Origin of the sequence: Roseobacter sp. (assembly GCF_045106495.1) — a bacterium.
Taxonomy (GTDB): domain Bacteria; phylum Pseudomonadota; class Alphaproteobacteria; order Rhodobacterales; family Rhodobacteraceae; genus Roseobacter.
The window spans coordinates 282,045-299,433 of the sequence record NZ_JBGCEQ010000011.1; the positions used below are offsets into that span (position 1 = coordinate 282,045).

22 protein-coding genes are annotated in these 17,389 nt (G+C 52.6%); 10 read left to right on the plus strand and 12 right to left on the minus strand.

Going from position 1 to position 17,389, the window contains the following annotated elements; genetic code table 11:
* A complete protein-coding gene (locus AB8B75_RS09880) occupies positions 1-1,203 on the minus strand; it encodes a pyridoxal phosphate-dependent aminotransferase (protein WP_405361815.1) in 1,203 nt (400 codons plus the stop codon).
* Between the two features lie 88 nt (positions 1,204-1,291).
* On the opposite strand from AB8B75_RS09880, the gene AB8B75_RS09885 reads away from it, so the two are divergent.
* The 3 genes from AB8B75_RS09885 (at position 1,292) to AB8B75_RS09895 (ending at position 2,556) form a co-directional block, all read left to right on the plus strand.
* Positions 1,292-1,699, plus strand: a complete 408-nt coding sequence (locus AB8B75_RS09885; RefSeq protein WP_405361817.1) for a multiprotein-bridging factor 1 family protein — start codon at positions 1,292-1,294, stop codon at positions 1,697-1,699.
* Complete coding sequence (locus AB8B75_RS09890; protein ID WP_405361819.1) at positions 1,683-1,949, plus strand: succinate dehydrogenase assembly factor 2; 267 nt, start codon at positions 1,683-1,685, stop codon at positions 1,947-1,949. Before AB8B75_RS09885 ends, AB8B75_RS09890 begins: the two co-directional genes overlap by 17 nt.
* A gap of 94 nt (positions 1,950-2,043) precedes the next feature.
* Entirely contained in the window at positions 2,044-2,556 is a 513-nt protein-coding gene (locus AB8B75_RS09895) for a MarR family winged helix-turn-helix transcriptional regulator (protein WP_405361821.1), read from the plus strand.
* Here AB8B75_RS09895 and AB8B75_RS09900 read toward each other — a convergent pair.
* From AB8B75_RS09900 to AB8B75_RS09910, 3 genes are read right to left on the minus strand one after another with little or no spacing between them, the layout of a single operon-like run.
* Positions 2,550-3,263 (minus strand): DUF1194 domain-containing protein, encoded by a 714-nt coding sequence (locus AB8B75_RS09900; protein ID WP_405361823.1) that lies wholly within the window; start codon positions 3,261-3,263, stop codon positions 2,550-2,552. The genes AB8B75_RS09895 and AB8B75_RS09900 overlap by 7 nt on opposite strands.
* A 6-nt stretch (positions 3,264-3,269) precedes the next feature.
* Entirely contained in the window at positions 3,270-3,983 is a 714-nt protein-coding gene (locus AB8B75_RS09905) for a DUF1194 domain-containing protein (RefSeq protein ID WP_405361967.1), read from the minus strand.
* Positions 3,983-4,411: a VOC family protein gene (locus tag AB8B75_RS09910; RefSeq protein WP_405361825.1), complete on the minus strand. Its 429-nt coding sequence runs from the start codon at positions 4,409-4,411 to the stop codon at positions 3,983-3,985. Before AB8B75_RS09910 ends, AB8B75_RS09905 begins: the two co-directional genes overlap by 1 nt.
* A 181-nt stretch (positions 4,412-4,592) precedes the next feature.
* Between AB8B75_RS09910 and thyX the strand changes: the two genes are divergently transcribed.
* Positions 4,593-5,513, plus strand: a complete 921-nt coding sequence (gene thyX, locus AB8B75_RS09915; RefSeq protein WP_405361827.1) for an FAD-dependent thymidylate synthase — start codon at positions 4,593-4,595, stop codon at positions 5,511-5,513.
* A 641-nt stretch (positions 5,514-6,154) separates the two neighbouring features.
* Here thyX and AB8B75_RS09920 read toward each other — a convergent pair.
* Complete coding sequence (locus AB8B75_RS09920; protein WP_405361829.1) at positions 6,155-6,361, minus strand: cold-shock protein; 207 nt, start codon at positions 6,359-6,361, stop codon at positions 6,155-6,157.
* Between the two features lie 184 nt (positions 6,362-6,545).
* Here AB8B75_RS09920 and AB8B75_RS09925 point away from each other — a divergent pair, with 184 nt between their 5' ends.
* Positions 6,546-6,863: an arsenate reductase family protein gene (locus AB8B75_RS09925; RefSeq protein ID WP_405361831.1), complete on the plus strand. Its 318-nt coding sequence runs from the start codon at positions 6,546-6,548 to the stop codon at positions 6,861-6,863.
* Positions 6,864-6,865: 2 nt separating this feature from the next.
* Here the strand turns inward: AB8B75_RS09925 and AB8B75_RS09930 are convergent, their stop codons facing one another.
* The 5 genes from AB8B75_RS09930 to thrS form a co-directional block, all read right to left on the minus strand.
* Positions 6,866-7,414 (minus strand): DoxX family protein, encoded by a 549-nt coding sequence (locus AB8B75_RS09930; RefSeq protein WP_405361833.1) that lies wholly within the window; start codon positions 7,412-7,414, stop codon positions 6,866-6,868.
* Positions 7,415-8,170, minus strand: a complete 756-nt coding sequence (locus AB8B75_RS09935; RefSeq protein ID WP_405361835.1) for a putative DNA-binding domain-containing protein — start codon at positions 8,168-8,170, stop codon at positions 7,415-7,417. It lies immediately after the preceding gene.
* Positions 8,167-9,021: a DUF692 domain-containing protein gene (locus AB8B75_RS09940; RefSeq protein ID WP_405361837.1), complete on the minus strand. Its 855-nt coding sequence runs from the start codon at positions 9,019-9,021 to the stop codon at positions 8,167-8,169. Before AB8B75_RS09940 ends, AB8B75_RS09935 begins: the two co-directional genes overlap by 4 nt.
* An 85-nt stretch (positions 9,022-9,106) precedes the next feature.
* On the minus strand, positions 9,107-9,409 hold the full coding sequence (locus AB8B75_RS09945; RefSeq protein ID WP_405361839.1) for a DUF2282 domain-containing protein: 303 nt from the start codon (positions 9,407-9,409) through the stop codon (positions 9,107-9,109).
* Between the two features lie 206 nt (positions 9,410-9,615).
* Positions 9,616-11,562 (minus strand): threonine--tRNA ligase, encoded by a 1,947-nt coding sequence (gene thrS / locus AB8B75_RS09950; RefSeq protein ID WP_405361840.1) that lies wholly within the window; start codon positions 11,560-11,562, stop codon positions 9,616-9,618.
* A 194-nt stretch (positions 11,563-11,756) separates the two neighbouring features.
* On the opposite strand from thrS, the gene AB8B75_RS09955 reads away from it, so the two are divergent.
* Positions 11,757-12,002, plus strand: a complete 246-nt coding sequence (locus AB8B75_RS09955) for a hypothetical protein (RefSeq protein WP_405361842.1) — start codon at positions 11,757-11,759, stop codon at positions 12,000-12,002.
* A 430-nt stretch (positions 12,003-12,432) separates the two neighbouring features.
* Here the strand turns inward: AB8B75_RS09955 and AB8B75_RS09960 are convergent, their stop codons facing one another.
* The gene (locus tag AB8B75_RS09960) at positions 12,433-13,284 is read right to left on the minus strand and encodes a helix-turn-helix domain-containing protein (RefSeq protein ID WP_405361844.1); all 852 of its coding nucleotides are present in this window, start codon (positions 13,282-13,284) and stop codon (positions 12,433-12,435) included.
* A 23-nt stretch (positions 13,285-13,307) separates the two neighbouring features.
* On the opposite strand from AB8B75_RS09960, the gene AB8B75_RS09965 reads away from it, so the two are divergent.
* The 4 genes from AB8B75_RS09965 to AB8B75_RS09980 all read left to right on the plus strand — a co-directional run bounded on the left by AB8B75_RS09965 (position 13,308) and on the right by AB8B75_RS09980 (position 16,055).
* A complete protein-coding gene (locus AB8B75_RS09965; protein ID WP_405361846.1) occupies positions 13,308-14,060 on the plus strand; it encodes an alpha/beta hydrolase in 753 nt (250 codons plus the stop codon).
* Positions 14,061-14,069: 9 nt separating this feature from the next.
* On the plus strand, positions 14,070-14,504 hold the full coding sequence (locus AB8B75_RS09970; protein ID WP_405361848.1) for a VOC family protein: 435 nt from the start codon (positions 14,070-14,072) through the stop codon (positions 14,502-14,504).
* Positions 14,504-15,136, plus strand: coding sequence for a hypothetical protein (locus AB8B75_RS09975; RefSeq protein WP_405361850.1), 633 nt, complete (start codon positions 14,504-14,506; stop codon positions 15,134-15,136). The genes AB8B75_RS09970 and AB8B75_RS09975 overlap by 1 nt, the downstream gene beginning before the upstream one ends.
* 208 nt (positions 15,137-15,344) lie before the next feature.
* Positions 15,345-16,055, plus strand: a complete 711-nt coding sequence (locus tag AB8B75_RS09980; RefSeq protein WP_405361852.1) for an alpha/beta fold hydrolase — start codon at positions 15,345-15,347, stop codon at positions 16,053-16,055.
* Between the two features lie 9 nt (positions 16,056-16,064).
* Here AB8B75_RS09980 and phaZ read toward each other — a convergent pair whose 3' ends face one another.
* Complete coding sequence (phaZ, locus tag AB8B75_RS09985) at positions 16,065-17,342, minus strand: polyhydroxyalkanoate depolymerase (protein WP_405361854.1); 1,278 nt, start codon at positions 17,340-17,342, stop codon at positions 16,065-16,067.
* Positions 17,343-17,389 lie beyond the last annotated feature (47 nt).

Below are 17,389 nucleotides of genomic sequence, written 5' to 3' on the forward strand. Positions count from 1 at the left end.
CTAGGTTAGTTTTGCGCAAAACGACTGGATTCGGGCACAGGCCTCTTTCAGTGCGTTGTCCGATGTGGCGTAGCTGACGCGAAAATTGGGAGACAGGCCGAATGCGGCACCAAATACGACGGCCACTCCGGTTTCCTCCAACAATGCTGTTGCAAAGGCTTCATCGTCGACAATTTCAGTGCCACCCGCCGATGTCTTCCCAATACAGCCCGCGATCGACGGGTAGACATAGAATGCCCCATCCGGCACGGGGCACCGGATGCCGATCGCCGCATTAAGCATGTCTACCACCAAATCACGGCGGCGCCGGAATGTCTCATTATTTGGAGCCAGGAAGTCCTGAGGGCCATTCAGCGCTTCTACGGCTGCCCATTGGCTTATGCTGCAAGGGTTTGAGGTGCTTTGTGATTGAACCTTGCGCATGGCACCAATCAGCTTTTCAGGACCAGCGGCATATCCTATGCGCCAACCGGTCATGGCATAGGCTTTGCTAACGCCATTAACTGTCAACGTTCGGTCGTAGAGCCGGGGTTCGACCTGCGCAGGTGTGCAAAACTTGAAATCGTCGTAGACCAGATGCTCGTACATATCATCGGTCATCACCCAGACATGCGGATGGCGCATAAGCACATCGGTCAATTGTTGCAATTCTTCCCACGTATATCCGGCACCTGTCGGATTGGAAGGAGAGTTGAAGATCAGCCATTTGGTTCTGTCGGTTATCACGGCCTCCAACTGGTCCGCCGTCAGTTTGAAACCTGTCTGGATCGAAGCTTCGGCCACAACCGGCGTTCCGCCGGCTAGAAGCACCATATCTGGGTAGCTGACCCAATAGGGTGCCGGAATGACAACCTCGTCCCCCTCATTCAGCGTGGCCATCAGCGCGTTGTAAAGGATTTGTTTACCACCTGAGCCCACACTGACCTGGGAAGGGGTGTAAGTCAGATCATTGTCACGTATCAGCTTGTCGCATATGGCTTGCTTGAGCTCAGGAATGCCATCGACAGCGGTGTATTTGGTTTTGCCGGATGCAATGGCCGCGAGTGCTGCGTCCTTGATGTTCTGTGGTGTATCGAAATCCGGCTCACCTGCGCCCAAGCCGATGACATCACGACCAGCTGCTTTTAACTCGGCGGCCTTTGTGGTTACAGCAATCGTAGGAGACGGTTTGACGCGGGCAAGTGTCGTAGACAGGAATTCCATTTCGGCCTCAATTTGATAGGATTACGGTCGAGTATTAGGGGGCGTCCCCCCACCATTCAAGCGAGATCATCGCGAAGGAGAGCAAAGCATGCACGATACGAAAGATTGGTACGGTCCAAAGGCGGCGACATTTGGCGACCGCGTTGCTGCGGCGCGCGAGATGTCGGAAATGACACAAGCGCAGTTGGCACGCCGTCTGGGTGTACGCGTGGCGACACTCCGAGCTTGGGAAGATGACATGAGCGAGCCCCGGGCGCACCGGCTATCGATCATGGCGGGCTTGCTGAACGTGTCAATGATGTGGTTGATCAATGGGCAAGGCGAAGGTCTGGATGCACCTGCGGAAGATGTTATCCTACCGGCGTCGGCAAATGAAATCCTGAACGAGTTGCGAGATTTGCGCGTCGACATGATGGCCCGTGTCGAACAAATGGGGCGGTTGGAAAAGAAATTGCGTACTGCATTGAAAGAAGAGGCACATGAGCGAGCCGCATAACAACCGTGTAAAGCGGTTGAAAATGAGATCGATGCGACGCGGGATCAAGGAGATGGATTTGATCCTGCAACGCTTTGCCGAAGCACGTCTGGACACAATGGATGACGCTGGACTGAGCATCTACGACAATATGCTCAACGAGAACGACCATGACTTATATCAATGGGTTAGCGGGCAAGTTGCAGCCCCGAAGCCCTACAGCGAACTCATACGACAAATCATTGATCAACTGCCCGAAACATCTGTTTGAAAGAGCACCGTACGCCTTCTTTTCCGGCTTTTAACGAATTATTGGCTTTTCCCGCGCAAATTCTGCCCAAATTAGAACGAGTCGGAGCGCGCAGATGAGTATTCAAGACCCAATTCCTTCGGAAACCACATCGGTTTCCCGCAGCCAGGGCTTCATGGTGAACTACCTAGAGGCACTGTCGCTTGTAGAACGGTTGCACCGTTTGCTGCTAGATGTGATCAAGGACGAATTTGAACGCGTTGGCGTTTTGGAGATCAACGCCGTCCAAGCTTTGCTGCTTTTCAATATTGGCGACAATGAGGTAACCGCTGGCGAACTCAAAAGCCGTGGCTACTATCAGGGCAGCAACGTCAGTTACAATCTGAAGAAATTGGTGGACATGGGTTACATGCACCATCAACGCTGCGAAATCGACCGCCGCTCCGTGCGTGTGAAACTGACCGACAAAGGTCAAAAGGTAAGAACTGTTGTTTCCGAACTTTTCGCACGCCACGCAGATGGTCTCGAAGCCAAAGGTGTGCTGGGACCAGACGGCATTGATGACATTACGCACTCGCTCAAACGCATGGAGCGCTACTGGTCAGATCAAATTCGCTACATCTACTGAAGAGCGCTGAAGGCCAAACCATCGAGCTCACGAATTAGCTTTGCAGTCATGGCCTCGGCATAGTTTTCAAATCCTAGGGCCGTCTGCACAAACGCATCCGGTCCCGTAATGACCTCCGACCGGAAGTAGGATGAAAGCTCGGCGATCTCAGATTGTCGGGTATCATCTGCCTCTTGATTATCTGATCCGATTACCAAGGCATTTATTGTAATACCCCGGACTCCAATCGCATTTTTGACATCTCTGGGGCGCGGACCAAGGTTGGACTGACCATCTCCCGAAATGTCCAGGGTTCGTTTCCAACAGCCCTTCTGTTGGTCGAGGAACACTGCACCTAGCGTCATTGCGACCCCAAGCGCCGTACCAGGAGTAGCGTTCCGGCGCTTTGTTTTAGCCAGTGTTTGGGTAATGTTGTCCAGCGCATCAGCGTCGGTCACCGACGTCCAAGGTACCAAAACGGAAGGATCTGTTGGACCACTCCATTCAAAAACCATCAAGGAAACCGGCGCGTTTGGGGCAGCCAACAAAGCGCTGACCACTTCAGGATGACCAAGGGCGGCCACAAGGCCATCCAACTGCAACCTGTATTCACGTAAATCGACTGAGCCGGATACGTCCAACCCGAGTGCCAGCGCTTGCCTGCAATTAGCCACTGCAGCTTGGGAGGCGGCGATGGCTAGTAAGGCGGTATACAGCAGACTGCGCATGGTTTTTTACCCTTTTGGAACACGCGGACCGGTTAGGGAGCCTGATCCGATCACCGAGGGCGTCAATTCTCTTTCAAGCTTGCGACGCATGGCCCGTTCATAATCTTCAAATCCCTGTGCAATTTCCACAAACGCTCCGGGGCCATGAAGAACCTGGCTCTTGAAAAAGGCGATCAGACCTGTTTCTGCCTCATAGTCCGCACCATTTACAACAAGACCATTCACAGTCACATCGGCAAACGGAAACTCTGCATAAGCCGCGGCAGGGCCAAAACCTTCGTTGTTCTGACCATCTCCCGCAATATCCATGGTTTTGTAAAGGCATGAAGGAGCGCGTTGCAGCATCTGAGAGCCAAACCCCAAAGCATAACCCATTGCAGTGGGATAATCATTGTGACTTCGTTTGCTGGAACCAATTATCCTGGCGATATCAGCAATGTCGCCGGGTTCTTGGATGAGGGTCCAATCTAGCAATATTTGCTGATTATATCGTCCAGACCACTCGAAAACCGCCAATGCCACCGGTTGGTCCGTTGCAAAAAAAGCCGCGCGCACTTCAGGCGCAGTTAAAGCGGCCACAAGACCTCCGCGTTGCAGAGCGTCTTCAGTGGCATCAATCGAACTGGAAACATCCAGCGCCAGAACAAGGGCCAGACGACACTCTCCAGCCTCGATCGCTCCCGCATAGAGCGACAACCCTGCAATGCTGGCTCGGATGATCACCAATGGCCGGTGTTTTCCATGCTTGCCCAAGGTTCGGCAGGCGCCAGATTGTCGCCTTCCTGGAGCAACTCAATTGACACGTTGTCGGGTGATCGCACAAAGGCCATGTGGCCATCGCGGGGCGGTCTGTTGATTGTCACGCCGTTGTCCATGAGATGCTGACAAACATCATAGATGTTCCCGACGCGATAAGCCAAATGCCCAAAGTGTCGGCTATCGTCTGGCAGAGCGTCATCGCCATCCCAGTTATATGTCAATTCCACCGGGCACTCGGGTTGATCAGGGGGGGCCAGAAACACCAGAGTAAAACGGCCCCCTTCGCTGTCCATGCGCCGTGTCTCTTCGAGACCCAGCAACTTGTAAAACGCAATTGATGTATCCAGATCTTTTACCCGAACCATCGTGTGCAAATACTTAAGGCTCATTTCGCGCTCCCATTCAGTGATTGCTGACAAAGAACCTAACATGCAGAGCGTCAGATACCAGTGGGATCAGACAGTTGTGATCTATCCCGCACCATTTCAAGAATACCCCATATAGTTGTTCCGCCTTCACTCTCACCCAGATATAGTAAAATCCGACTCACACGCGAAAAGGACCGCCCCCATGCCCCTGAGCCCTGAACAACAGGCCGAAATCGAAGAACAACGCAGCCAAGCCGCTCCAACTCTGCGTGCCGTATCGCCCGGCATGGAACAACATCTCTATAAAGCCCAACCTGTCCTTGACCATGGTTTTGTCCGCGTCATTGACTACATGGGGGACGACGCGGCCATTTGTCAGGCCGCTCGCGTTTCCTATGGCAAAGGCACAAAGTCGGTGCAGAATGATGAAGGTTTAATTCGCTACCTCATGCGCCACTGGCATTCCACCCCTTTCGAGATGTGTGAGATCAAGCTTCATGTAAAACTGCCTGTCTTTGTCGCGCGCCAATGGATCCGCCACCGCACCGCCAACGTAAACGAATATTCCGCGCGCTATTCGATTCTGGACCGTGAATTCTATATTCCGGCACCCGAACATATTAACGCACAATCCGTGGTGAATAATCAGGGACGCGGCGGTGTACTCGAAGGTGCGGAAGCCGCGCGCGTGCTTGAAATCCTGAAATCTGACAGCAATCGCGCGTATGACAACTACGAATCTATGATTTCTGAGGATGGCCCTGACGGTGAAAAACAGGATGGTTTGGCACGCGAACTGGCTCGGATGAACCTGCCCGCGAATGTCTATACACAATGGTACTGGAAAGTTGACTTGCACAACCTGTTCCATTTCCTTCGGCTGCGCGCTGATTCACATGCTCAATATGAAATCCGGGTCTACGCTGACGCGATTTGCGCGATGGTCGCCGACTGGGTGCCTGCTGCCTATGGCGCCTTCGAAGACTACCGGCTGGGCGGGGCCACAATGTCTGGCAAGGCGCTGGAATGTGTTAGACGCATGCTGAAAGGTGATGAGGTAACGCAGGAGACGTCTGGAATGAGCAAAGGCGAATGGCGGGAATTTATGGGTGTAATCGGGTGATTTTCGAGCTGCATGATTGTCGTTCAAATTGCTGATATAACTCCAAAGCGGAGATTTTTGAAATTGCTAGCGAATTCGCCCCGCCGCACCCGTTTCGTTGCATTGGTACTGACCATATAAGTTTCCGTTGGGACGAGATATTAACACCTAAAATCATAGCAAAGATTTTAGAATTGTGGAGCACGTTAGAATAGACGTCAGAATTCAGTAGAGACGTCTGGAACTGACGGGATGATGTTTCGACTTAGTTTGTCAAGCTGTTACACGCGGATGGGGAACGGCAATTGCAGTGGTTCTTTTACCCAGATCGGAGACTACGCATCGTTTTGCCACGTTCGAAATCCTCGTTTCGAAACCATGAGTAACTCTATCTCGATCGGCCGAGCAATTGGGCATTTTTCGGAGATGCATAGAGCTCTGGGGGTGAGAGCATGTCATGGCAATTGAACGAGTGCGACGATAACCAGATGAGGGTCATGCAACATTCTGCGTACAAGGTTTGTATCTTCGATGCGCAAAACACTGCACCATAGTTGCACTGCATGATCCGGGTCAATTTGGGTCTAAGCGACGCCTTTTAAATGATGCCAGATCCTGACGTGCACCATGGAAAACGAACCTGTTCGCCTACGCGTCAAAGCTTAAAGCAGTTTGAGGTCGCTGGCCATTTGTCGGCCATCACGCCCTTCGGACAGTTCAAAGCTAACTTTTTGGTCGTCTGCAAGACCGGTTAGACCCGACCTCTCGACGGCTGATATATGTACAAAAACATCAGATCCGCCATTCTCGGGCGCGATGAAACCGTAGCCCTTGGTTGTGTTAAACCATTTCACGGTGCCGTTTGGCATCAGTCCCGTGCCTCCTTATTCAATCTGCTGCCGCATCAGCTTTTCCGATGCGGTTCTTTTCCGCAGCCTGTTCAAACTTTCTCAAGCTGCCCTTTAAGACATTGGCCTTCGCGTGTAAAAATCAAGCGAAACAAGCCCAAATGCCGCGATTTGAGCGCTGGAAACCCCAAGATGTGAGTAAAATATGCGTTTATACGGATTAAAGACCTGCGACACCTGTCGGAAAGCCCTGAAACTTTTGCCCCAAGCAGAGTTTCTCGACGTTCGCACCGACGGCGTGTCTGACAATGATTTAAAGGCTGCATTGGTGAAGTTTGGTAGCGCCCTTATGAATACACGTTCGACCACATGGCGCGCTTTGGACGAGAAAGATCGTACTTTGCCGCCGATTGACTTGCTGAGAGCCCACCCGGCTTTGATGAAGCGTCCATTAGTCGTGACCGATGACAAGATGTACTTGGGGTGGACCTCTGAGGTGCAAAAGGAGTTGGGCGTTGCCTGAGTTCAAACGACCTGTTTTCGTGCAATGAGCGCGTTGTCCAGCGAAAGTGGCCCTGCGCCTTTGATGACCAAAACGAGCAGCAAGAAAACCCAGAAGCTTCTCTGATCCAAGATAACGCTATCTGGAAAGCGGTCAAACCAGGCACCAAAGGTCTCTTTGTGTTCCAGACCACCATGTCCAATCAGATCGGTCAAAGACTGCACGACGATGAAACCAATCATACCAAGTGCCGACAGGCGCGTTAGCAGACCGATAACGATCAATGCGGGCAGGATGAATTCCGACCACGTTCCAGCGACGACGACAGCCCAATGGAAAAAAGACAATTGAGATGCGTCATAAGTTACTGCTTCCATAGCCCTTGGGAAAATTTGTGCATAGGCTCCGACGGAGGGTTGAAACAGGCCCGTGATCCCTTCGCCCAGCTTTGTCAGCCCGGACACCCAGAAGTACATCAAAAGGGTGCCAGCAAAAATGAGGCGCGCAAGGCTCGCAAGTAACCAATCCGCACGCGACAAGCGCTCTGTCATGGAGAAGTAAAGGGGGGTCATTTAACTGTCCTTTGTCTTGAATTTTGTGAGAACGCCGGCTTGCAGAGCCTGCGAAAGCGCCGCTGCGAGGTCAAATTTGGGCATGGATTTCTCCATTCTTTCATGGGCTTCACCGAATGGGACCCCTTGCCTTAGGAGTTCAAACCAGTCAGCCGCCCCAGTAACAAGCAATTGTGGCGACGGGTCGAATTCGGGGCGCGCAATCATCACGTCTTGAGCAATGGCACGAGGTTTGGGGGCGCCATCGACAAAATTCGCCTGCCAGATGTCGAACAATGGCCAGACCGACCTGACAAGAACTGTTGAGGGGGTGAGCGACAATCTAAGCGGCAACAAATTTTCAGGCCCATAGTTCAAAAACCCGGGGTCTATTGGGTCCATATCGGCCGCATGATATGACTGCCGCATCGCGAGATCCAGACGGGCACAATCTGGCAAATACCCCAGATGCGCCAGTGGTTCGAAGCCTTCCAGGAAATTCGGCATGTCGGCGCCATAGAACACCATCAAGGGCGATCTCGGCGGGTGATCCCGAACGAAAACTGTTGCGAGATTTGCGAAGTTCTGAGTTCCTAGCAGTTTGTAAACCAGCGGAAATGCAGTGCGTAGCGCTTCCATGAGGGAAAAAACAACGTTGTTTCGGTATACAGAATATCTGCTTCCTGCAGGTTTGTTACGCGCATCAAGCAGGCCGGCTGGCACATCTTGATCGGCGTCCAGCAAAGCGCCACGGAAAGCTGACTGCGATACGTTCATGAGACGCAACAAAGAGCCTGCGCTGCTTTGGAGGCTTCGGCTCGCAACGTTTGCCAATCCGGCACATCGTTGTCCCATTCTACAAGAACTGGTCTTGGGCCAGTTTCCGCGAGTGTTCGCTCCAAAAGGAACCAGACAGGATCTGCTACGGGTTTTCCGTGGCTGTCAATCAACAACGGAGCATTATGATCATCAGTATCTTCGTCATGACCGCCCACATGTAGCTCTCCAACGGCCTCAAGCGGAAAAGACTCTATATAGGATTGAGCAGATACACCCAGGTTTGTGGACGAGACAAAAACGTTGTTGACGTCCAAGAGTAAGCCGCATCCCGTCCGTCGGACCAATTCAGAGAGGAAGTCTGTCTCGGACCACGTGCTTTCAGAGAACACCAGGTAACTCGATGGGTTTTCGAGTAACATCTGGCATCCGAGGGTCGTTTGCACTTGATCGATATGTTCCGAAACACGCGCCAGTGTTGCGGTCGTGTAGGGCAGGGGCAAAAGGTCATTTAGAAACTCTGTGCCATGCGTGGACCATGCAAGGTGTTCAGAGAAGCGCGCAGGCTTTGCCCAGCCGACTAGCTTTTTCAAGCGTGCTAGATGATCGGGGTCAAGTGGTGATTCACCGCCAATGCTCAGACCTACGCCGTGGACGGAGAGCGCGAACTGCTCCTTTAGGGCGCGCAGTTGGGCTATTGGTCGACCGCCGTCTCCCATATAGTTTTCCGCATGGACTTCAATCCACTGTACGGGCCCAGGATCTTTCCGCAAGTCATCGAAGTGTTGCGATTTAAATCCAACGCCGGGTGTGGGCGGCAGGCTTTGAAAGCGAGTAGCGCTGTCTAGCATCTTGGCCCTCCGACGTTCCGTTTTGGTCTAATCTCAAGCAAGAAGGTCCGGCGGTTTGGCCGCCAGACCAGATGTGCATCCTGCTTTAAGCGGGCAGGTCGCGATCGAGTTCTTCCAGCGATCCTTCACGTGCTGTGCCATCGGCCATTGCTGGTAGATCAATCTCCGTGCATGTGCCCGCATCAACGAGAGTCCAGGCGTTGCCTTGATAGTCAACCGTAGACGTACCAGCGCATGTGGTGCCCGGGCCTGCGGCGCAATCATTCGCGCCTGCGAGCGAGATGCCGTAGCATTTTTCCTTGGACGCTGCCTGAGCAGTTGTGACTTGCGAGGCCATGGCCGCGGCAACGGCACCAGCGATTGCTACTGTTTTCATCGTGTTGGACATATCTTTATTCCCTTTTTCCGGACCAATAGGCCAATGATGCGATAATAATTACGGGTAGAAGGCCCAACAATCCACTGACGATCCTGTGTTTCACAGAGCTGTTAGCAAATATCATCAGAACAGCGAGTTGTTACACTCAAATCTCGTGAATTGTAACAATTCAGAGCCTCCTTGTGCTCTTTCGCAATTGATCAGACTTTCGATTGTTACAGCTGGTCTGGTGGCGTGGCTTCGATAGAAAGCGCATTAGCTACTTCTTCTAGCGATTGGACGCGTGTTTGTTTTTCACCCAGCCGTCTGATTGTGACGGTCCGTTCGTCCACCTCTCGTGCACCCACGGCGAGGATGACCGGGACCTTGCCTACCGAATGCTCTCGCACCTTGTAGTTGATCTTTTCATTGCGCGTATCAGCCTCCGCTCGAACACCTGCCGCGCGCAATTGAGCAACAACCTCATGCACGTAGTCGTTCGCATCTGAAATAATCGATGCGACAAACACCTGTCGTGGCGCCAGCCAAAACGGCAACTTGCCAGCCGAGTTCTCAATCAGGATACCGATGAAACGCTCAAAAGACCCGAGGCAAGCGCGGTGCAGCATATAGGGGCGGTGCTTTGCACCGTCCTCGGCAACGTAGGTCGCATCCAATCGTTCGGGCAGGTTTGGGTCCACCTGAAAGGTGCCGCATTGCCACACCCGACCGATTGCATCGGTCAATTTGAAATCGAGCTTGGGGCCATAGAATGCGCCTTCTCCTTCATCCAGTGTATAAGGATGGCCGGTTGCCTTGATCGCATTCTCCAGTGCCGCTTCAACGTGATCCCAGCTTTGTTCGGACCCCACGCGTTTTTCGGGCCGGGTGGCGAACATGATCTCAAAGCTTTCAAAGCCGAGTTCTTTGTAGACCGAGGACAGATAGGTGATAAAGGCGGCGCATTCTGCTTCAATTTGATCTTCCCGGCAGAAGATATGCCCATCGTCCTGGGTAAATCCACGTACACGCATGATGCCATGCAATGCACCAGAGGGTTCGTACCGATTGCAGGATCCGAACTCGGCCATGCGCAACGGCAGATCCCTATAGGATTTCAAGCCTTGATTGAAAATCTGTACGTGACAAGGGCAATTCATCGGTTTGAGAGCATTGATCGCTTTTTCGCGTGCATGCTCTTCGTCGACTTCGACGATGAACATATGCTCCTGATACTTATCCCAGTGACCCGAAGCTTCCCACAGTTTGCGGTCTACGACTTGAGGTGTGTTTACTTCAACATAGCCGGCCGCACGCTGTTTGCGCCGCATGTAGTCTTGCAATTCGGTGTAGATCGACCAGCCGTTTGGGTGCCAGAACACCTGACCAGGCGCTTCTTCTTGCATGTGGTAGAGGTCCATCTCGCGCCCCAGCTTGCGGTGATCACGTTTTGCGGCCTCTTCAAGCATGTTCAAATGCGCGCGTAGTTTTTCCTTGCCGGTGAAAGCCACGCCGTAAATCCGTTGCAGCATGGCTCGGTCACTGTCGCCGCGCCAATAAGCGCCTGCGATGGACATCAATTTGAATGCATCACCCGGTACCTGCCCGGTGTGCTGCAAGTGAGGACCTCGGCACAAGTCTTGCCAGTCGCCGTGCCAATACATGCGGAGCGGCTCGTCGCCCGGAATGGCATCTATTAGCTCAACCTTGTAAGGCTCACCCTTGTCCTCGTAGTGCTGGATCGCGCGGGCACGTTCCCACACTTCAGTCCGGACGGGGTCTCGCTTGTTGATGATCTCCTTCATCTTCTTTTCGATCAGACCGAGATCTTCGGGAGTGAAGGGTTCCTTGCGATCGAAATCATAGTACCAGCCATCCTTGATCACCGGGCCGATGGTGACCTGGGTATCCGGCCAAATTTCCTGCACCGCCCGCGCCATGATGTGGGCGAGATCATGACGGACCAGTTCGTTGGCTTGTTCTTCATCCTGAAGAGTGTGGATGGCGATTGCAGCATCTGCTTCAATTGGCCAGGCAAGATCGTAGTGCGCGCCATTGACGGTTGCGCTTATTGCTTTCTTGCGAAGTGAAGTCGAAATGCTCGCAGCGACATCGCCTGCAGTGACACCCGCGTCATAAGAGCGAGCATTGCCATCGGGAAAGGTGAGAGAGATTTGTGCCATCTAGGGCGCTCCTCGTCAGTTTGGCGCCTACGAGACGCCCGGTTGCGGGTTTTATGTGCGAGCCTGATGACCTCTGCATTGCAAACTGTCAAGCGAAGCCGTGGTTGGTATACAGAAGAATACGTTGACTGCGACATTTCACGTGTTACTCCCGACATCAAGGACAACGAACCCGCCTGACCAAAGGACTTGATATGCCGCGTTACAACCGCACCTTCGAGCTTAGCATTCACGACGTTGATGTGATTGAAGAGGCGCTGCGTGCCAGATCTCGCGAATTGTGTAAAATGCGGCGTGCATTGTCGGACGAAAGCCCGGCCGATCTGCGATCAATCGCCGTGATCGAATCGGATCAGCGGGAAAACGAAGAGCTGTTGGGTCGCTTGCACAATCAAAAAGTGTTCTATCGCCCGGATTCTTCACCCTATGTAAGCGGGTAGTTTTCAGAGGTAATTTTGGTTTCGCTGGCGAAATCCTCCAAGAAAGAAACCTGGCAGCTATACAAATGGGTCTAAGAAAACGGCGGTATCTGACTAGGGCGCTGTGCGTCGTAGAAATTTCCATATATAGTTTTGGAAGGTTGTAACCGCGACAGTGTTTCTACGAGCCCGGCAGCGCTAACTGCTTGGTCCATCCTTAAAAGTTAGAAGGTGGGAGAGAACTACGCCTTTGGATGGTGGTTCTAATGCGCAGTTTTCGAACCACCAACTGATAAAGGAAAGCCCAACGGCGGTTTCCACCACGTCAAGTCATTGCACTAAGCCATTGGTGAAAATGTGACCAAGAGAACGCCTGAATTGGGCACAAAGGATAAAGCAAGAAACGCGATTAACTCCGCAATTCGGCCGAATGTGCCTTCAGCGGTATGCCTCACGCCTGTGCTTCATCGTATGCGAAACGAACTGATTGCCCGGTCTCAAGCCATGTTTTTAAACCTGCAAGCGTGCGGTGCCAGCCATCGGCAATACCATCTTGGCCTGCGGGGATGTCATAATGCTCTAACGTAAGCATGCAATTTTCCCCCTGTGGTTCTATTAAATAGACAAAACGCGACTGCTCCAGCGGTACATCGGGACCCGCCCAATGCGGTTCGAACGTGCTTTCAATTCGCGTTTTTGGGGTCAATTTAGTTTCCGTAAGAACCAACATCGCGCTGCCATCGGGAAAGTTGAAAATAAGCTTATTGCCCTCGCGGGTGCAGCTGCCCACAACGAAATTATAGGCGGCATTTGCTTCAGGGTCCGTGAGAGCATGCCACAGCGCATCCTGGGTGCAATGAATATAGGTTTGCATCATGAAATCGGGTTTGGTCATCTTCGGTGATCCTTCAAGTTGAGATTTGAGACTTAGCACCGCTCGCGCCGCTGGTTGTTGGAGTAAGGGTTCAACCCAGCGATCTATGGCTTCCTGCAAAGGAAGCATGTTGAGGTAGTGGTATTTAAACCGACCTTTTTTATGGGTTACGATCAGCTTTGCTTCTGCCAGCACGCCAAGATGTTTCATCACACCAAATCGGGTCATATCGAGTTGCCCTTCGAGGTCCTGCAGGCTTTGCCCTGGCTTGGCGTGCAGACTATCGAGCAGTTTGCGACGCGTGGGATCGGCAAGAGCTTTGAAAATCGAATCCATTGCTATCTTATAAGTGATAAAACAGTCACGTGACAATGTGCTCACATAAAAATTTTCGGATGGGGATTGCCGACCCCCTTTGCTTGCGCGCATGATTGTATCAAAAGGATGTTTCCATGAGCGTACCGCGCATGTGCGACGGGCCAGAAGGCCGCAAAATTGCCTATCACGTGACCGCAGGGCGCGAGCCATGTGTTGTTTTTTTTGGCGGTTTAAAGTCCGACATGGAAGGCACGAAAGCCATTCATCTTGAGACATGGGCAAAAGCTCAGGGACATGCATTCCTCCGATTTGACTACTCCGGACATGGTCAATCATCTGGAAAATTTGAGATGGGGTGCATCGGCGATTGGGCCGAGGACAGCTTTGAGATCGTAAAGCAGAAAACAGAAGGAAAAGTCTTGCTCGTGGGGTCATCTATGGGCGGCTGGCAGGCTCTTTTGTTGGCAAAAAGGATGCCGGACCGCATCGCTGGACTGGTCACAATAGCGGCTGCACCTGATTTTACCGAAGATGGATACTGGCAAAACTTCAGCCCGGCACAAAAGGATCAATTGCGCAAACTGGGGCGGGTTGAATTGCCGTCGGACTACATGGAGCCCTATGTGGTCACGGCAAGAATGATCGACGATGGCCGAAAACAGCTTGTTCTTCGCAGTCCGTTGGATTTGCCATTTCCGGTGCGGTGCCTGCAAGGGACGTCGGATACCGCAGTGAGCACAGAAACAGCATTGCGTCTGATGGAGCATGCAAATTGCCCCGATATGAGACTGACGCTGGTCAAAAGCGCCGATCACCGTTTTTCCGACGGGCCTTGTCTTGGAATGATCGAATCTGCAATCGAGGAAGTTTTGTTGCTAGCCGGTTAGGAGCAGACCTTGGACCAACGTATCAGTCTTGTCACGCTAGGCGCGCGCAATGTTGAGGTACTGGCGTCGTTTTACGACGCGTTGGGATGGCAAAGAACACCGTCGCCGGATGGTGTGATTGCGTATGATTTGTTGGGCCAGACACTTGGGCTTTATCCCCTGGACAAATTGTCGGAGGACATTGGCATCCCCATCGACAGCCTAGGCCATGGCGCGAGTACCTACGGGCATAATCTGGAAACCAAAGAAGAAGTCGCACCGCTCTTGAAGAGGGCTAAAGACGCCGGCGCAACAATTCTCAAGCCAGCCCAAGATGTGTTTTGGGGCGGATACCACGGATATTTTGCGGACCCTGAAGGCCATGTTTGGGAAATTGCGTACAACCCATTTTCACCTCTGCGGGATGATGGTGCCTTTCGCTGGTTAGGGTACGGTACAGTGTGATGCGCAGTCCTAAATCCATGTGGAGCTTGGAAAACCTGGGGCGCGTGCGGCTCTCGAAACACTTCTATATGCGTGATTTTCTATACTCCGAGATCGGGAGCATGCACGGAATCCCGAATGTCCCACCGGACCCAGAGTTGACAATCGCGAATGGCCAAAAATTGTGTTCTGAATTGCTCGATCCTTTGGAGGAAACCTTTGGTCGGATAGCGATACGATCCGGGTATCGCTCTCCAACTTTGAATGGCTATGGGAACGCTCGAAAATTGAATTGTGCGGCTAATGACAACCCAATCGAATGCCACATTTGGGACCGGGGGGCAGGCCGGCAGGCCATTGCGGGAACATCCCTCGTTGTACCCTGGTTTGCGGATCAATATGCTGATGGTCGCGACTGGCGCGACCTGGCATGGTGGATTCATGATTACTTGCCATACTCTGACGTATGGTTTTTTCCGAAACTGGCGGCGTTCAATCTTGTGTGGCGACCCGTGCCTTCGCGTACAATTTCCAGCTATATCGCACCTCGGGGGATGTTGCTGCGCGCCGGAGACGAACCAAATGAAACACTGGCGGATCGCAAGGCGCGCTATGCGGATTTCCCTCTATTTCGCGGGATATGTTTCCCTTAAAGTGCACGATAGTTCCCGTAAACTCCTGCCATTAAGTGAGCAAAAATTTGAGGATGGACGTCATACCAGTTGCCAATTCTGTGTTTTACGCGATCCGTTAAAGCAGGGCTTGTGATCGTGCATGCAGCGGTTAAGATTTGCCTCATAATTATCGTAACAGGACATGACATGAACACCAGCCAGGGTCGATCCAGCAACGAGTGGTACCGTGGCTGAACCTTTGATCCTTCTTCCCGGAATGATGTGTGATGCCCGTCTTTTTGGCCCGCAGATTGCCGAACTGTCCGCTGATACAGGCGTTATGGTGGCTCCGATTACCCAAGGTGAACGGATCGAAGAGATTGCATCGTCGGTTTTGGACCTTTTACCAAAACGGTTCGCGTTGGCTGGGCTCAGTATGGGCGGTATCGTGGCCATGGAAATCCTGCGCCGCGCGCCCGACAGGGTATCACGTATCGCGTTCATGGATACAAACGCATTAGCAGAAACACCGCAATTTGCTGCGGCACGCGAGCCTCAGATTGTCGCTGCACGGGCGGGTCGGATGTTGGAAATCATGCGGGAGGAAATGAAGCCAAATTACCTTGCGCCCGGCCCACATCGTAGTGAGATCTTGGACCTCGTGATGGACATGGCGGAGGTCTTGGGGCCGGAGGTATTTGTGCGTCAATCGCGGGCGCTGCAACGCAGGCGTGATCAGCAAAGCACGTTGCGAAAATGCAAGGTGCCAACGCTTGTGCTATGCGGACGCCATGACGCCCTTTGCCCCGTCAAAAGGCACGAATTCATGTCTGAACTGATTCCATACGCAAAGTTGCGCGTCATTGAAGATGCGGGACATCTGCCCACTTTGGAACAACCTGAAAAAACCACCCAGGCTTTGCGGGAGTGGATGGGTTTGCCTTTGGTTCTGCGGTAGAATCGCAGGTCAGGCCGCGTTTGTATTCGCCGCTTTTCGCTGATTTTTCTGGGGCTCGCCACTGTTAGCGTCGATGAATTCCAGGACGAGAGGGCGGATGTTCTGGCGCCAGCTTTTACCTGCAAAAATGCCGTAATGTCCGGCCCCTTCTTCAAGGTGGCTGGCCTTCAATTCATCCGGTAGACCAGTGCACAAATCCAGCGCAGCAATGCATTGGCCTGGCGCCGAAATATCATCCTTGGAGCCTTCCACGGTTTTGACTGCGACCGTTGTGATCTTTCCAATGTCGACTTTTTTGCCAGCAACCACAAATTCATTGCGCGCGATTTCACCGCTTTTGAATATGCGTTCGACAGTGCTGAGATAGAATTCTGCCGTCATGTCCATGACAGCAAGGTATTCGTCGTAGAACTTGTTGTGCTTGTCATGGTCAGCGGCTTCGCCACGGGCGACCCTGCCGATTTGATCAACAAAGGCTTTTGTGTGTGTCTCCGAATTCATTGAAATGAACGAACTCAACTGCAAAAGCCCTGGGTAAACCATGCGCCCAACGCCAGGGTGTTTGAAACCGACACGTTGAATCATCATCTCTTCAAGTTGGCCCATGGTGACGCGATGCCCAAAGTCTGTCACATCCGTCGGAGTCGCATTTGGATCGATTGGACCACCGATTAGAGTCAAGCTGCGCGGCTGTGCCTTGGGGTCTTCATCCGCCAAGTAAGCCGTGGCCGCAAGTGTTAAGGGCGCGGGCTGACATACAGCGATCACATGGGTGTCTGGTCCCATTTCTCGCATAAAATCGACCAAGTAGAGCGTATAATCTTCAATGTCGAACTTACCGGCACTAACGGGAATATCACGCGCATTATGCCAATCAGTAATGTAGAGATCGGCATCTTGCAGGAGGCTGATCACGGTCGAACGCAACAAGGTCGCATAGTGGCCTGACATCGGCGCCACAAGCAGAACCTTGCGCTTGGGCAAATCCCGTCCGGGCACAACGAAACGCAAAAGATCGCCAAAATCGCGTTGAACGACGACCTCAGTCCGAACCACGTGGTCCTGCCCGTCACTGGTGGGTACCGGAGGAATGTTCCAATCCGGTTTGACTATCATGCGCTGGAATGTACGTTCGGTAACCTCGCCCCAAGCCTGCATCCAGGTCAAAGCCGGATTTGGAATCAGCGCAAAAGCCGGGTAAGCTCCCACGGTAAGCGCCGTTGCACCAAGCCATTGGTTTGTGTTGCGAATGGTCTCCATTAGGTCATAAGTAGCCATGTAGCGCATAGGGGTCTCCTTGTTACTATCCGGTCGAACCGGAACATTCAGTCGCT